The sequence below is a fragment of the Mesorhizobium sp. WSM4830 genome (assembly GCF_055811495.1).
The window spans coordinates 15,535-30,454 of the sequence record NZ_JBVVQI010000049.1 but is presented as its reverse complement, the minus strand read 5'-3'; the positions used below and the strand labels follow the sequence as shown (position 1 = coordinate 30,454).

At 64.6% G+C, this 14,920-nt stretch carries 14 protein-coding genes; 7 read left to right on the top strand and 7 right to left on the bottom strand.

Annotation, left to right across the window (positions count from 1 at the left end):
- Nucleotides 1-219: 219 nt before the first annotated feature.
- The 4 genes from AC0L2Y_RS32500 to AC0L2Y_RS32485 form a co-directional block, all read right to left on the bottom strand.
- A complete protein-coding gene (locus tag AC0L2Y_RS32500) occupies nucleotides 220-1,260 on the bottom strand; it encodes a DUF937 domain-containing protein (protein WP_473562063.1) in 1,041 nt (346 codons plus the stop codon).
- A 102-nt stretch (nucleotides 1,261-1,362) separates the two neighbouring features.
- Nucleotides 1,363-2,736, bottom strand: a complete 1,374-nt coding sequence (locus tag AC0L2Y_RS32495) for a glutamate--cysteine ligase (protein ID WP_473562062.1) — start codon at nucleotides 2,734-2,736, stop codon at nucleotides 1,363-1,365.
- 185 nt (nucleotides 2,737-2,921) lie between these two features.
- Nucleotides 2,922-3,656, bottom strand: a complete 735-nt coding sequence (locus tag AC0L2Y_RS32490) for a 16S rRNA (uracil(1498)-N(3))-methyltransferase (protein ID WP_473562064.1) — start codon at nucleotides 3,654-3,656, stop codon at nucleotides 2,922-2,924.
- Nucleotides 3,657-3,688: 32 nt separating this feature from the next.
- Entirely contained in the window at nucleotides 3,689-4,351 is a 663-nt protein-coding gene (locus AC0L2Y_RS32485) for a hypothetical protein (RefSeq protein WP_473562061.1), read from the bottom strand.
- Between the two features lie 74 nt (nucleotides 4,352-4,425).
- On the opposite strand from AC0L2Y_RS32485, the gene AC0L2Y_RS32480 reads away from it, so the two are divergent.
- A complete protein-coding gene (locus AC0L2Y_RS32480) occupies nucleotides 4,426-5,124 on the top strand; it encodes a type 1 glutamine amidotransferase (protein ID WP_473562060.1) in 699 nt (232 codons plus the stop codon).
- Between the two features lie 287 nt (nucleotides 5,125-5,411).
- Nucleotides 5,412-5,552, top strand: coding sequence for a hypothetical protein (locus AC0L2Y_RS32475; RefSeq protein ID WP_292664785.1), 141 nt, complete (start codon nucleotides 5,412-5,414; stop codon nucleotides 5,550-5,552).
- Nucleotides 5,553-5,646: 94 nt separating this feature from the next.
- Here the strand turns inward: AC0L2Y_RS32475 and AC0L2Y_RS32470 are convergent, their stop codons facing one another.
- From AC0L2Y_RS32470 to AC0L2Y_RS32460, 3 genes are read right to left on the bottom strand one after another with little or no spacing between them, the layout of a single operon-like run.
- Nucleotides 5,647-6,417, bottom strand: coding sequence for a metallophosphoesterase (locus AC0L2Y_RS32470; RefSeq protein WP_352488580.1), 771 nt, complete (start codon nucleotides 6,415-6,417; stop codon nucleotides 5,647-5,649).
- Between the two features lie 38 nt (nucleotides 6,418-6,455).
- On the bottom strand, nucleotides 6,456-7,592 hold the full coding sequence (locus tag AC0L2Y_RS32465; RefSeq protein WP_254819311.1) for an alpha-hydroxy acid oxidase: 1,137 nt from the start codon (nucleotides 7,590-7,592) through the stop codon (nucleotides 6,456-6,458).
- Nucleotides 7,593-7,647: 55 nt separating this feature from the next.
- On the bottom strand, nucleotides 7,648-8,451 hold the full coding sequence (locus AC0L2Y_RS32460) for a FadR/GntR family transcriptional regulator (protein ID WP_473562058.1): 804 nt from the start codon (nucleotides 8,449-8,451) through the stop codon (nucleotides 7,648-7,650).
- Nucleotides 8,452-8,763: 312 nt separating this feature from the next.
- Here AC0L2Y_RS32460 and AC0L2Y_RS32455 point away from each other — a divergent pair, with 312 nt between their 5' ends.
- The 5 genes from AC0L2Y_RS32455 (at nucleotide 8,764) to glcF (ending at nucleotide 14,910) form a co-directional block, all read left to right on the top strand.
- On the top strand, nucleotides 8,764-10,098 hold the full coding sequence (locus tag AC0L2Y_RS32455) for a DUF3422 family protein (protein WP_473562057.1): 1,335 nt from the start codon (nucleotides 8,764-8,766) through the stop codon (nucleotides 10,096-10,098).
- Between the two features lie 136 nt (nucleotides 10,099-10,234).
- Nucleotides 10,235-11,731 (top strand): FAD-linked oxidase C-terminal domain-containing protein, encoded by a 1,497-nt coding sequence (locus tag AC0L2Y_RS32450; RefSeq protein ID WP_473562056.1) that lies wholly within the window; start codon nucleotides 10,235-10,237, stop codon nucleotides 11,729-11,731.
- A 199-nt stretch (nucleotides 11,732-11,930) separates the two neighbouring features.
- Nucleotides 11,931-13,187, top strand: coding sequence for an FAD-binding protein (locus AC0L2Y_RS32445; RefSeq protein WP_473562055.1), 1,257 nt, complete (start codon nucleotides 11,931-11,933; stop codon nucleotides 13,185-13,187).
- On the top strand, nucleotides 13,184-13,567 hold the full coding sequence (locus tag AC0L2Y_RS32440; protein WP_353015884.1) for a DUF4870 family protein: 384 nt from the start codon (nucleotides 13,184-13,186) through the stop codon (nucleotides 13,565-13,567). Before AC0L2Y_RS32445 ends, AC0L2Y_RS32440 begins: the two co-directional genes overlap by 4 nt.
- An 11-nt stretch (nucleotides 13,568-13,578) precedes the next feature.
- A complete protein-coding gene (glcF, locus tag AC0L2Y_RS32435; RefSeq protein WP_473562054.1) occupies nucleotides 13,579-14,910 on the top strand; it encodes a glycolate oxidase subunit GlcF in 1,332 nt (443 codons plus the stop codon).
- Nucleotides 14,911-14,920 lie beyond the last annotated feature (10 nt).

The window sequence follows — 14,920 nt, the reverse complement described above, 5'->3', positions numbered from 1 at the left end:
TCGATTGAAGTTCTATACGACCTCAATCTGGCACATCGATGCCGCTTCGGGGGCCGTCCACCCCATCATGCCGTGACCTCAACCGAGGATGCAGCGGAGCTGAATTTTGCACCGCCACGGCGCTCCCAATTCACGGCATGGATCCTGGGGTCTGCGCCGCGTCGCTTCGCTCCTTGCTCCGCCCCAGGATGACGACGCGGCGTGGGTCAGCGACAACCCCTACCGCCGGCCCATGCCGTGCTTGAACTGGTCGAAGATCGACTCCATGCCTTTCTGGTAGTCGTCGCGTTGCTGGGCGCCCGTCTCGAACATCTTGCCGAACAGGTCGTCGAACGGATTTCTCGGCCTGCCGCTCGGATTGGCCTGCGGCTGCGGCGCCTGGGGCGTCTGACGCGGCTGAGACTGCGGTGCGCCGCCGCCGAACATGTCCTGCAGCACTTTGCCGAGCGGATTGTCGCCATAAGGGTTCTGTGTTTGCTGGGGCTGGTTCTGCGGCTGTTGCGCGCCGCCGCCGAACATATCCTGCAGCACCTTGCCGAGCGGATTGTCACCATAAGGGTTCTGTGTCTGCTGGGGCTGGCTTTGCGGCTGCTGCCCGCCGCCGAACATGTCCTGCAACACCTTGCCGAGCGGGTTGTCGCCGTAAGGGCTCTGCGACTGTTGCGGCTGCTGCCCGCCGAACATATCCTGCAGCACCTTGCCGAGGGGGTTATCCGTGAGGCCCGCAGGCTGAGGGGCCGGCGCCTGGCCGCCGCCGCCCGCCTGCCGCATCATCTGCTCGATGAGCTCGCCGAGCGGATTGCCGCCGCCGCCTGCCGCATGCATCTGTCCGCCCAGCTGGTTGGTGGTCTGCTTGAACAGCCCGCCCATCATCATCGAGGCGATTGCCGGCAGCATCTGCTGCAGGACCTGCTGGCTGACACCGCTCGCCTGCGCGGCTTGGCTGGCGACTGCGCGTGACAGGTCCTTCGAGCCGAACAGATGGCCGAGAATGCCGTTGCCTTCATCGAGACCCTGCGGCGAGAAGGCCCGGCTTGCATCCTCGAAATATTTGGCGTGCTGGCCGCTGGCCATCGCCGTCACGAAGGAGCCGAGTCCATAAGGATCCGCTGTGTTGCGCTTCAGTCCCTGCGAAAAGGCCGGCAGCAGCGCCGCGACCGCCGCCTGCGTCTGCTGCTGCGACAGCCCGAACTGCTGGGCCAGCGCCTGCATGCCGTTGCCGTTCTGGGACTGCGCCAGAATATCGAACAAGGAAGGCATTGTTTTCTCCTCCGGGAAAATCCTCGTTGGAGAAGCCTAGTTCGTTTCCATCATTGATTGAAGCGAATTTGCCGGACCACCGGCCAAGCGGATAGCGAAGCGCTAATACGCGTATTCCATGAACACAGGCTCGATCGAGCCGCCCCAGCGTGTGTGGTAGGCCGCCAGCATCTCTTCGGCGCTGGTGGTGCCGCGCGCGACGACCTCGTCCAGCGTGTTGAGGAACGACGTCTCGTCGTAGCCGTCGCGGTTCTTGCGGCCACGGTTCTTCAGTCCCATGCGCGAGATGACGAGCACGTCGCGGGCGATCTCACGCAACGTCGTGTTGCGAAAGGGCGCCGAAATGCCCTGTTCCGGCACCGCGTTGCGCATTGCCAGCACTTCGTCGTAGCTCCAGCTCGAGGTCAGCGCCTCGGCCGCATCGAGCGCCGCCGCATCGTAGAGCAGCCCGACCCAGAAGGCCGGCAGCGCGCAGATGCGCCGCCACGGCCCGCCATCGGCGCCGCGCATTTCGAGAAAGCGCTTCAGCCGCACGTCCGGGAACAGCGTCGACAGATGGTTCGCCCAGTCGCCCATCGTCGGCAGCCCGTCCGGCAATTCGTTGCGGGCGGCACCCGCCATGAACTGGCGGAAGGTGATGTGCGTCATGTCATGGTACTGGCCGTCGCGGATGACGAAATACATCGGCACGTCGAGCGCCCATTCGACATAGTCGGCAAAGCCGAAATCGGGCGAGAAGCAGAATTCGAGCAGGCCGGAGCGCTGATTGTCGGTGTCGCGCCAGATCTCGCCGCGCCAGCTCTGCAAGCCGTTCGGCCGGCTTTCGGTGAAGGGCGAGTTGGCAAACAGCGCCGTCGACAGCGGCTGCAGCTTCAGCGATACCTGCATCTTGCGGCGCATGTCGGCTTCGCTCTCGAAGTCGAGGTTCACCTGGATCGTGCAGGTCCGGTACATCATGTCGAGGCCTTTGGTGCCGACCTTGGGCATGTAGCGGGTCATGATCTCGTAGCGCGATTTCGGCATCTTCGGCGTCTCGGCCAGCGACCATTTCGGGCTGCCGCCAAGGCCGAGAAAACGAATGCCCATCGGTTCGGCGATCTCGCGTACCTGCGCCAGATGCGCATTGCCTTCGCGGCAGGTCTGGTGGATCGTCTCCAGCGGCGCGCCGGACAGCTCGAACTGGCCGCCTGGTTCCAGCGAGATCGCGCCCTGGCCGGTCGGCTCGACCAGGCCGATAATGCGGCCGGCGTCCATGATCGGGTCCCAGCCGAGTTTGTCCTGCATGCCTTCGAGGATGGCGCGGATGCCGCGCTCGCCGCCATAGGGCACCGGCGCATTGCCGTCGACATAGAACGGGAATTTCTCGTGCTCGGTGCCGATGCGCCATTTGTCGCGCGGCTTGTTGCCTTCGGCCAGGTGCTCGACGAGTTCGTCGACGCCTTCGATCGGCCGGAAATCGGTAGTATCGCGCGCCATAATAGCCCTCCGCACATGACCCCGAAAACCGGCTTCGATTTTCGGAAGGGATCAGGTGCCCAATCAAATGCTACAGCGTCCTTTACGCGCCCGAAAGGACACGCGGCCACTGCCGGCGCTAGATGGACGAAATGTCAGTAGCCGATCAAGCGAAAAATCCTGAGCCAGAGGGTAACGTGAATTGATCACCAATCACCGATTGTCGCCTGGATCAGCGCCAAAGCTGCCACCGCCGCCGTATCCGCTCGCAGGATGCGCGGCCCGAGCGGAATGGCGGTAACGAAGGGCAGCGCTCTCAGCATCCTGCGTTCCTCGTCGGAAAAGCCGCCCTCCGGTCCGACCAGCAGCCCGAGCTTTCCCTCCCGGACCGCCTGCAATGCCGGTAGGGGATTGTTGGTCGATGCGTCCTCGTCGCAGAAGATCAGCCGCCGCTCACGGTTCCAATTGCTGAGCAGGCGCTCGAATTTTTCCGCTTCGCGCAGCTCCGGCACCGCCAATATGCCGCATTGTTCGGCCGCCTCGACGACATTGGCGCGCAGGCGCTCGATGCCGGGTTTTGCCACTTGCGTATGCTGGGTGATGACCGGCTGCAGGATGCCGGCGCCCATCTCCACCGCCTTTTGCACGAGGTAGTCGAGCCGCCCCTGCTTCAGCGGCGCGAAGCAATAGACGAGATCGGGCAACGGCGGCTGCGGGCGCTGCAGCTCCATCACCTTCAGGCGCAACGCCTTCTTCGATTTCGCGGCGATCGCCGCCGACCATTCGCCGTCGCGGCCGTTGAAGACCAGAATTTCGGCGCCTTCGCCGAGCCGCAGCACATGCGAGAGATAATGGCTCTGCTGCGGGCCGACCTCGAACTCGGTATCGGGTCCAAGCTCGTCCGGCACGAACAGCCGCTGCATCTTGTAATTGGCGCGCATCGCCGAGGAATGCGGCAACGTCACCCTTGGCGTCAAGCCTCGGCGGAAGGATGCCAGACAGGCTCGTAGCCATGCCTCAGCACCGAAACAGTTGTCGCCGGCGTGAGCAGGCGGAGCGGGCGGTGTGCAAAGCCATCGAATCCCACCGGTTCGCCATAGCCGCCGAAACTCCAGGGCAGCGCGGCGCCGTCAAACAGGGCGTATGCCCTGTTTCCTGACGAGATCATCGTGCCGTCCGGCAAATCCGCAAGCGCCTCCGGTTTCAGTCTCGGCGCCGGTCCGCCCGAGGCCAGGCGCTCCTTGTGCAGGCGCTTGTCGAGTTGCGGCGCGCGTGGCTCGGCAATGCCGAAGGCGTCGCCGAAACGCCGGACAAAATCCCTGGCCCGCTCGCGCCGGCAGAAGAAGCAGGGGCGGTGCCCGGCCGCCAGTGCCGTCACCTCGTCGAGGAAAAACAGCTCGGTCCAGCCGGCCTTGCCGCCCAATTGGTCGTCGCTTTGCCGGTTGCGCCCCATCGGCTCGCGCCGCACGTCGCCGAATTCGCGGACGCAGATGATCCAGGCTTGCAGCGCCCAGCGCTTCTTCAACAGCGTTCTCGTCTCGGGGTCGTGAATGATGCCGCGATTGCCCATGAACAGGCCGCGCTCCGGCACGGCATGGATGGCGCCGAACGGATCGACCCGGTTCTGCAGTGGCATAGGCGTTCCCTGTTGGCTGCAATGCTGGCGCCATGATATCGCTCGTTGCATCAATTTCATGTCAGCAGGTTTCGATGCGGGTCTTGGTGGTCCAGAACTTCGACAATGAGGGCCTTGGCCAGATCGGCGCGGCGCTGGTCGAGGCAGGCGCCGGTATCGACCTGCGCCGGCCCTATCGCGGCGACGCGCTGCCGCAAGCTAGCGGCGAGCATGACGCCATGGTGGTGCTCGGCGGCGCCCAGAATGCGCTGGACGACGAGCTCTGCCCTTATTTCGCGGGTCTGCTCGATCTGACGCGCGACTTTGGCGAGAGGGATCGCGCGGTGGTCGGCATCTGCCTTGGCAGCCAGTTGGTAGCACGCGCCTTTGGCGGCGAGAACCAGATAGGCGGTGCCTCGGAATTCGGCTGGCAGGAGGTCGCGCTTACCGCGGCGGCGCAGGCCGATCCGGTGCTCGCCGCCTTGCCCGAAAAATTCCCGATCTTCCAATGGCACGACGACACCTTTGCCTTGCCTGAGAGGGCCGTGCGGCTGGCCGGCAACGCCGTCGCCGAGAACCAGGCGTTCCGCATCGGCCGCGCCGTCTACGGCTTCCAGTTCCATTTCGAGGCCGACCGGCCGATGGTTCGCGACTGGAGCACCTCCTTCGCACCGCTGATCGCCGAGCGGCATCCTGAATGGGCCGTCCGGCTCGACGATGAAATGGCCCGCAACGGACCGCAAGCCGATGCCGCCGGCCTGGCCATCGCCCGCGCCTGGGTGGCGACGATCTGACGGCTCATACAGTCAGCGTAGTTGGCGACGTTGCATATTTGGCACGCGGCGGCAAATCCTCCGGGGACAACGCGTTTCATCCTTGGCCTGTGTCTGTCGGCCAGCCTAAAAGGCGCCCGCTCTGCATCTTGCGTGCAACCGCGATGAACCTTTCCTGTGACCCGCGCGACACACCGCCGATACAGAACATGCCTAGAAGCGCGAAACCGTCAGACATTTGCGACGTGTTTTGCGTTTCAACGCATTGGTAACCCGCTCGTGCATAGATGCAGGAAGCTCAACAAGAGATGACGTCCGTGAAAGCAGCCTTTTTGTCCTTTGTCATGTTGTCGGCTATCGTGTTGTGCGGCCTCGGCATTTATTCCGCCGACGCGGCCAACGACCACAATGCCGTCGACGGCTACGGCGTCACCGCCGCGCTTCGCTAGCCTTCGTCGTCCAGCGCGCCGCGAACGCGAAGCGGAGCGCAGGCCCTGGGATCTCTGCCGTGACTCAAGCGTCGCGGCTTCGGCTGAATATCAACTAAGCCCGCTCACCCGTGACTGTCAGGATATGCTTGTCCGCACCGTCCACCACGAGTGCGGTGAGGTTTCCCGACTGCCAGGCGAGTGTGTCGACATTGACGCGGTTGCCGGTGATCTCGGCCTTGGGCACCGGCGTATGGCCGTGCACCACGATCTTGGGATGAAGACCGGTGTGGTCGTGGAAGACCTCGCGGATCCAGATCAGGTCCTGCCGGCTCTGGCTTTCCAGCGCAACGCCGGGCCGGATGCCGGCATGGCAGAAGAAGAAATCGCCGAACGTCACTGAGAAGGGCAGCGAGCGCAGGAACTCGACATGGTTCTGCGGCACCGCCTCGACCAGTGCGGCGTGCCCTTGCCGCAATGCCGCATCGGCGCGGCCAAACCAGGCGCTGCTCCCACTGAGCGACACGCCATAGGACAGCGCCGTCTGGATACCGCCATAGCGCATGAACAGACCGTCCGGGTCGGGGACATCGAGAAAATCGAGGAAGCCGAGATCATGATTTCCGGCCAGCATCAGGTGACGCGGATCGCGTCTTTGCGCGTCGATCAGGAAATCGATGACGCCCCTGGAGTCCGGGCCCCGGTCGACATAATCGCCGAGATGGATCACGCGCCAATCGACCGACGGCCGTTGACTGAGCTCCGCCTCGATCCGCCGGTGCATGGCGGTCAGCAAATCGAGCCGGCCGTGCACATCGCCGATCGCGTAAAGGCGCATGCCTTGCGGTCCGCGCGCCTCGTAGAAACTGATGCCGGGCTCCGTCAATGCCTGCGTCGCCTCCGTGGTCATGCCGCCACGGGACTTTAGCGCCGAAGCTGATCCTTGCCCATGTCGGTGACCAGACGCTTTCCGCACAGTGCCAGCGTTATGTCCATCTCCTTGCGGATGATTTCCAGCGCCTTGGTAACCCCTTCCTTGCCGAGTGCGCCGAGGCCGTACAGGAAAGGCCGGCCGATATAGGTGCCCTTGGCGCCGAGGCACAGCGCCTTGAGCACGTCCTGGCCGGAGCGGATGCCGCCGTCCATATGCACCTCGATCGTATCGCCGACGGCGTCGGCGATCTCTTCGAGTGCCATGATCGACGACGAGGCGCCGTCGAGCTGGCGGCCGCCATGGTTGGATACGATGATCGCGTCGGCACCCGTTCTGGCCGCCATCAGCGCATCTTCCTTGTCGAGAATGCCTTTCAGGATCAGCTTGCCGCCCCAGCGCTCCTTGATCCAGGCGACGTCCTTCCACGACAGATGCGGATCGAACTGCTCCTTCGTCCAGGACGACAGCGAGGCGAGGTCGCCGACGCCCTTGGCATGGCCGACGATGTTGCGGAAGCTCCGGCGCTTGGTGCCGGCCATGCCGACGCACCAGCGCGGCCTTGTCGCCATCTGCCAGATGTGCTTCGGCGTCATTCGCGGCGGCGCCGAAAGCCCGTTGCGGATATCCTTGTGGCGCTGGCCGAGGATCTGCAGGTCGAGCGTCAGCACCAGCGCCGAACATTTCGCCGCTTTTGCGCGATCGATCAAATCGAAGACGAAGTCCTTGTCGCGCAGCACATAGAGCTGGAACCAGAACGGCTTCCTGGTCACCGACGCGACATCCTCGATCGAGCAGATACTCATCGTCGACAGTGTGAACGGCACGCCGAATTCTTCCGCCGCCTGCGCCGCCAGCATCTCGCCGTCCGGATGCTGCATGCCGGTCATGCCGGTCGGCGCCAGCGCCACCGGCATCGTCACCTTCTCGCCGATCATGGTCGATTCCAGAGAGCGGTTGTCCATGTCGACAAGCACGCGCTGGCGGAACTTGATCTTCTGGAAATCCTCTTCGTTGGCGCGGTAGGTGCTTTCGGTCCAGGCGCCGGAATCGGCGTAGTCGAAGAACATCTTCGGCACGCGGCGGCGCGCCAGGTCCTTGAGGTCGGCGATGGTGAGAATGCTGCTCATGGATCTTTTTCCGCTGGTTCTTCGCTGGTTCGTCGTTGAATTTTCTGGCCGGTGCCTACGGCTGTTTTCTTGCCGGCTCGCCGTCACCGGGCTCGGTGCGCTGCCTGAGCCTCAGCCGCGACACGCGCTGCCAGTCGTCGCTGCGCTCGGCTTCAGTCATCGACCGTTCGACATAGGAGATGTGGTCCATCGCCGCCTGCCGCGCCGCGGCCGGATCGCCGGCCTTGACCGCCGTGTAGATTGCCCGGTGCTGCGAAAGCAGCGCCTCGCGCGCGCCCGGCACGCTGAACACCAGCCGCCGGTTCTGGAACACGCCTTCCGACAGCAGCCGATAACAGGAGCGCAGCGTGTGCAGCAGAATGATGTTGTGCGCGCATTCGCAAATCGCGTGATGGAACTCGACGTCGATTTCCGCCTCGTCGTCGAAATTGCCGGTCCGGTGCGCCTCGTCCATGCGCGCCATGATGCGGTCGAGCAGCGCCAGATCGTCCGATGTGGCGCGCCGCGCCGCATATTCCGCCGCCACCGCCTCGATCTCGCGGCGGTACTCCAGATAGTCGGTCACGGCCTTGCGATGCATCGAGATCAGGTCGGTCACCGGCTTGGTGAACAGCTGGCCGATGACATCGGCGACATGGGTGCCGCCGCCTGGCCGTGTCGTCAACAGCCCGCGTCCTTCCAAGGCTTTCAAGGCATCGCGCAGGATAGGCCGCGACACCTCGAACTGGCGCGCCAGCTCGCGCTCGCCCGGCAGCCGGTCGCCGGTGCGCAGGACGCCTTCGAGGATCAGGCTCTCGATCTGCTGCACCACCTCGTCGGCGGTGCGCGAATGCTCGATCCGGGAGAAAATGTCGCTCAAACGGGATGCCTGGGGGTTGAACCGATGTCGCGCAAGATAAAGCCAGCGTCGCCAACTGGTCAAATTATTTATCCAATTTGCCCGGCCCGGATCGGTTTCACAGCCGCGGCTTCATATCAGCTTGAGCTAAACTGCCGTTTGCGTCCTCTCGAGATTGCCTCTAGAGCAATTCCAGGAAAAGTGTGAAACGGTTTTCCGTCCGGAATTGCACAGAATCAAAGAGATAGAGCGGTTCGGCGTTTCCTTGAAACGATGAACCTCTCTAGAGGGACATCATTGCCAAAGGGCTCAGAGAAGCCCGGGGGACCAGCCGTGCCTGACGCCGACCCGTCCAACCTCGAATTCCAGCTGCGCGCCAAAGGAGTGGGCGGCAGCGTCATGGGTTTTCCGGCGCATGAAGGTCGCCCCGGCGCGCTTGGCGAGGTCCACGCCCGGCCGCAGCCGCTGGTCGAAAAGCCGCGCGTGCTGGTGCAACTATCCTTCATGACCGAAGCTGGATCCGGCGTCGATCAGGCCGTGCTTTCCGAATTGTCGCGACGCCTCGGCATCGCCGCGCCCGACCCTCACGCCCGCCACCACGCGATGAAATGGGGCAAGGGCTCGTTGCGCTGGGAACGCCACACGGAGTTCTCGACCTATCTCTGGGAAGGCCCGCTCGCCGAAAACGGCAGGGGGCAAGGAGACACACCCTTCGGCAACGGGTTTTCGCCGCCGGGCACGGTGATTTCCGGCATCAGGCTGGAAATCCGCAAATGGACGCCGGCGAACGAAAAACTGATCGCCGGCTTCGACCCGACCAGCCTGTGCTATTCGCTGGTCGAGCGCGGCAACGCGGCCATCGTCACCGATTTCCGTCAGGATGGCGACGGCTTGACCCGCATGCTGGTGCTCGACCGCGGCCTGACGCCGGCGCGCACCGGGGCGCTGTCGCAGCGGCTGATCGATATCGAAACTTACCGCACGCTGGCCATGCTCGGCCTGCCGCTGGCGCTGACGCTTTCGGGGCGGGCCCGCCGCATCGAGGACAGGCTGGCCCAGACCACGCTGGAAATGAAGGTCGCCGAGACCCGGGACAGCCAGACCTTGCTTGCCGACTTGACCGAGCTTGCCGCCGAGCTGGAGGCCGATGCCGCCTCCAGCCTCTACCGCTTCGGCGCCAGCCGCGCCTATGACGGCATCGTCGGCGAGCGGCTGGAGGCGCTCGAGGAAGAGGCGGTGCCCGGCTACGACACCTGGGGTGGTTTTCTTCAGCGCCGCGTCGCGCCGGCGATGCGTACCTGCCGTTCGGTCGAGGAGCGTCAGGCCAACCTGTCGACGAAGCTCACCCGTGCCACCACGCTGCTGCGCACCTGGGTCGACGTCGAGGTCGAGAAGCAGAACCGCGACCTGCTGGCCTCGATGAACAACCGCGCCCGCCTGCAATTGCGCCTGCAGCAGACGGTGGAAGGGCTCTCCGTCGCCGCCGTCTCCTATTACGTCGTCGGACTTATCGGCTACGTCGCCAAGGGCGTCTCGATCTTCGGCCATGCCTTTGCGCCGGAAATGGTCACCGCCGCCTCGGTGCCGCTCGCCGTCCTGCTCGTCTGGTGGGGCGTGCGCCGCGTCCGCCGCACGCACTCCGAACCGGGCAAGCAGCCGGGCGAGTAGTGTGGGGCGCAGCGGCAGATTGCCGCTGCGGAAGGCTGTCCCGGCCACAGGCCTCCCATCCCGGCCAATGCGGCATTTGCAACCAACAGCCGTCGCTGGTAAAAGATTTTTACCAGTCGATCGAAGGAGGCTGTCGATGTCCGGCCTTGCAATGCCGAAACCAGACGAGGCCACGATGCGCCGGCGCGACGAGATCGTCGCCGATATGCGCATCATCGTGCCGGGCGAGGGTGTCGTCGACGCCGCCAATGCAATGCGCGCCTTCGAGAGCGACGGGCTCACCGCCTACCGGCAATTGCCGCTGGTCGTGGTACTGCCGCAAACCGTGGCGCAGGTCTCGCGGGTGCTGAAATATTGCAGCGACCGCAACATCCGCGTCGTGCCGCGCGGCTCCGGCACCTCGCTGTCCGGCGGCGCGCTGCCGCTGGAGGACGCGGTGCTGCTGGTGATGAGCCGCTTCAACCGCATCCTCGAGATCGATTTTCAGAACCGCGTTGTCGTCACCCAACCCGGCGTCACCAATCTCGGCATCACCACCGCCGTCGAGCAGGAGGGCTTCTATTACGCCCCCGATCCATCCTCCCAGATCGCCTGCTCGATCGGCGGCAATGTCGCGGAAAATTCCGGCGGCGTGCACTGCCTGAAATACGGTCTCACCGCCAACAATGTGCTCGGCGTCGAGATGGTGCTGATGAATGGCGAGGTGGTGCGCCTCGGCGGCAGCCATCTCGACGCGGAAGGCTACGACCTGCTCGGCGTGATGACCGGCTCCGAAGGACTGCTCGGCGTCGTCACCGAGGTCACCGTGCGCATCCTGAAGAAGCCGGAGACGGCGCGTGCCCTGCTGATCGGCTTCCCGACCAGCGAGCAGGCCGGCCAATGCGTCGCCGACATCATCGGCGCCGGCATCATCCCGGGCGGCATGGAGATGATGGACGGCCCGGCCATCCACGCCGCCGAGGATTTCGTCCAGGCCGGCTATCCGCTCGATGTCGAGGCGCTGCTGATCGTCGAGCTGGATGGGCCGGGTGTCGAGGTCGATCACCTGATCGGCCTGGTCGAAGCCATCGCCTACAGCAACGGCTCGACCACATGCCGCATCTCGCAATCGGAACAGGAGCGGCTGAGTTTCTGGGCCGGCCGCAAGGCGGCCTTCCCGGCGGTCGGCCGCATCTCGCCCGACTATTACTGCATGGACGGCACCATACCGCGCAAGGAACTGCCGCGCGTCCTCGCCGGCATGCGCGAACTGTCGGAGAAATACGGGCTCGGCGTCGCCAATGTCTTCCACGCCGGCGACGGCAATCTGCATCCGCTGATCCTTTACGACGCCAACGTGCCGGGCGAACTCGACAAGGCGGAAAGCTTCGGCGCCGACATATTGCGGCTCTGCGTCAAGGTCGGCGGCGTCCTGACCGGCGAGCACGGGGTGGGCGTCGAGAAGCGCGACCTGATGCCGGAAATGTTCAACCAGATCGATCTCGACCAGCAAATGCGCGTCAAATGCGCCTTCGACCCCAACCATCTTTTGAATCCCGGCAAGGTCTTCCCGCAGCTGAGGCGATGCGCCGAACTCGGGAGGATGCACGTGCATCGCGGGCAGACGGCGTTTCCGGACATTCCGAGGTTTTGAGCGGGATGTTGGCGCTTGAACACCCCCCTCTGTCCTACCGGACATCTCCCCCTCAAGGGGGGAGATTGGCAGCTTGCGCGCCTCGCTCTTTCTTGGAGGTTGAAGATTGGCGAAACCCAACGCCGCATTCGATCTCCCCCCTTGAGGGGGAGATGTCCGGCAGGACAGAGGGGGGCGCGAAGGAACGCGGCGTATCGCCATGACCACCTTCACCCCCACCACATCAGCGGAAACCCTTTCCACCATCGCTTGGGCAGCGGCGGAAGACTCGCCGCTCGAAATCCTCGCTCACGGCTCCAAGCGCGGCATCGGCCGGCCGCAGCAGAGCGAGCATACGCTCGACCTGTCGAAACTCTCCGGCGTCACGCTCTATGAACCGGCCGAGCTGGTGCTGTCGGCCAAGGCCGGCACGCCGCTGGCAGAGATCGAAAGCCTGCTTGCCGAAAACGGCCAGCAACTGGCCTTCGAGCCGATGGATTACGGCCCGCTGCTCGGCGGTGAGCCAGGGCGAGGCACGATCGGCGGCGCACTCGCCGCGAACCTTTCCGGCCCGCGGCGGCTGAAGGCCGGGGCTGCGCGCGACCATATCCTCGGCATAGCGGCCGTTTCCGGGCGCGGCGAGGCCTTCAAGTCGGGCGGCCGTGTGGTCAAGAACGTCACCGGCTACGATCTTTCCAAGCTGATGGCCAACAGCTGGGGCACGCTGGCGGTGCTCACCGATGTGACCTTCAAGGTGCTGCCTGCTGCCGAGACTGAAGTCACGCTCGCAATCCGCAGCCTGCTTGACGATCATGCCGCCGCCGCCATGGCGCTGGCGCTCGGTTCCAGCGCCGAAGTGTCGAGCGCTGCCCATCTTCCCGAACGGGTCGCCGCGCGGGTCGCCAGCGGCAGTCTCGGCAGCGATGCCGCGACGCTGCTGCGCATCGAGGGCTTCGGCCCGTCGGTCGCCTACCGCATCGCCGCGCTGAAAGACCTGCTGAAAAACGCCGGGCCACTGCAGGAGATTTCTGGTTCGGTCTCGTATTCGGTCTGGCGCGATATCCGCGACTGCGCGCCGTTCGCGGATGGCAGCGAAAGGCCGGTGTGGCGCGTCTCGATGGCGCCGTCACATGGTCACCAGATGGTGCTGGCGCTGCGCATGCAGGCCGCGGTCGATGCCTTCTACGATTGGCAGGGCGGGCTGATCTGGCTGCGCATGCAGCAGGACGATCCCGAGGCCGGCCTGTTGCGCGGCTTGATCAAAAGATATGGCGGCGGCCATGCGACGCTGGTGCGCGCCGCCCCTGCGCACCGCGCCGCCGTTCCGGTGTTCGAACCGCAGACGCCGCAATTGGCAGCACTGTCGGCGCGGCTGAAGGCCGAATTCGACCCGAAGAATATCCTCAATCCCGGCCGTATGGCGCCGGGCGCAGGCTCTGCTACTCTCGCCGCGACAATCCAGGGAGGAGCACAATGAGCGATCCAGGTCAAAACGGTACGTCACGCCAGACCGACCGCTGGCTGGAGCCCGGTCCGACCAATGCGCTGGTCATCTACATCCTCTATCTCGCCGGCCTAGCCATCGGCGTCAGCGGCATTGTCGGCATCGTCCTGGCCTATATCAATCGCGGCAAGGCCGGCGGCTTCGTCGAGAGCCATTACACATTCCTGATCCGCACCTTCTGGATCGGCCTGCTCTATGCACTGATCTCGGCGCTGCTGATGATCGTTGTCGTCGGTGTCGTGCTGATGGTTGCCGTCGCGGTCTGGTTCATCGCCCGCTGCATTCTCGGCTTGCAGGCGCTGCAGCGCGGCGAGCCGGTCAAGAACCCGGAAAGCTGGTTTCTGGGATTGTAGGATTCGTTTACGTGCAGACCAATTTCTCAGCTGCCCAGCTCGCCGATCCGCATGTCGCGGAATCGGAGAAGATCCTGCGCAAATGCGTACATTGCGGCTTCTGCACGGCCACCTGCCCGACCTATGTGACATTAGGCAACGAACTGGATTCGCCGCGCGGGCGGATTTACCTGATCAAGGACATGCTGGAAAACGGCCGTCCGGCCGACAAGGAGGTCGTCACCCATATCGATCGCTGCCTGTCCTGCCTCGCCTGCATGACCACCTGCCCGTCGGGCGTCAACTACATGCATCTGGTCGACCACGCCCGCGCCCATATCGAGGAGACCTACAAGCGTCCGCTGGCCGACCGCCTGACGCGCGCCATGCTGGCCTTCGTGCTGCCCTACCCCTCGCGCTTTCGCGCCGCGTTGAACCTGGCGAAGCTAAGTAGGCCATTCGCCGGCCTGTTCGACAAGGTTGTGGCCCTGAAGCCGCTCGGCGCCATGCTTAGGCTCGCCCCAGTCTCGATCCCGCCTGCTTCATCGATGGCCTCGCCGGGCGTCCATGCCGGGCAGGGCGCGAAGCAAAATGGCCGCGTCGCCATCCTCACCGGCTGCGCGCAGTCCGTGCTCGATCCCGGCATCAACGATACGACGATTTCGCTGCTGACCCGGCTTGGCGTCGAGGTCGTGGTGCCCGAGGGCGAGGGCTGCTGCGGCGCATTGGTCCATCATATGGGACGCGAGGACTCTGCCTTGGCGTCGGCCCGACGGAATGTCGACGCCTGGACGCGCGCCATCGAGCAGGGTGGACTCGACGCCATCGTCATCACCGCATCCGGCTGCGGCACCACCATCAAGGACTACGGCTTCATGCTGCGCCTCGATCCGGCCTATGCCGACAAGGCGGCGCGCGTCTCGGCGCTGGCCAAGGACATCACCGAATATCTGGCAAGCCTCGACCTGCCGGAGCCGGTCCGCAAGCCGGGCACCATCGTCGCCTATCACTCCGCCTGCTCGATGCAGCACGGCCAGAAGATCACCCGCCAGCCGAAGGAGCTTTTGGTCAAAGCTGGCTTCGTCGTGCGCGAGCCGCGCGAAGGGCATCTGTGCTGCGGGTCGGCCGGCACCTACAACATCCTGCAGCCCGGGATTTCGGCGACGTTGCGCGACCGCAAGGTCAGGAATATCGAAGCGACCGGCGCCGAAGTCGTCGCCACTGGCAATATCGGCTGCATCACCCAGATCGCTTCGGCGGCGAAGCTGCCGGTAGTGCATACGATAAAGCTGCTTGACTGGGCCTACGGCGGGCCGAAGCCCGAAGGCGTTCGCGAAGAGAGGGCCATTGTCGCGGCCAAGTGAGCCGCTACGC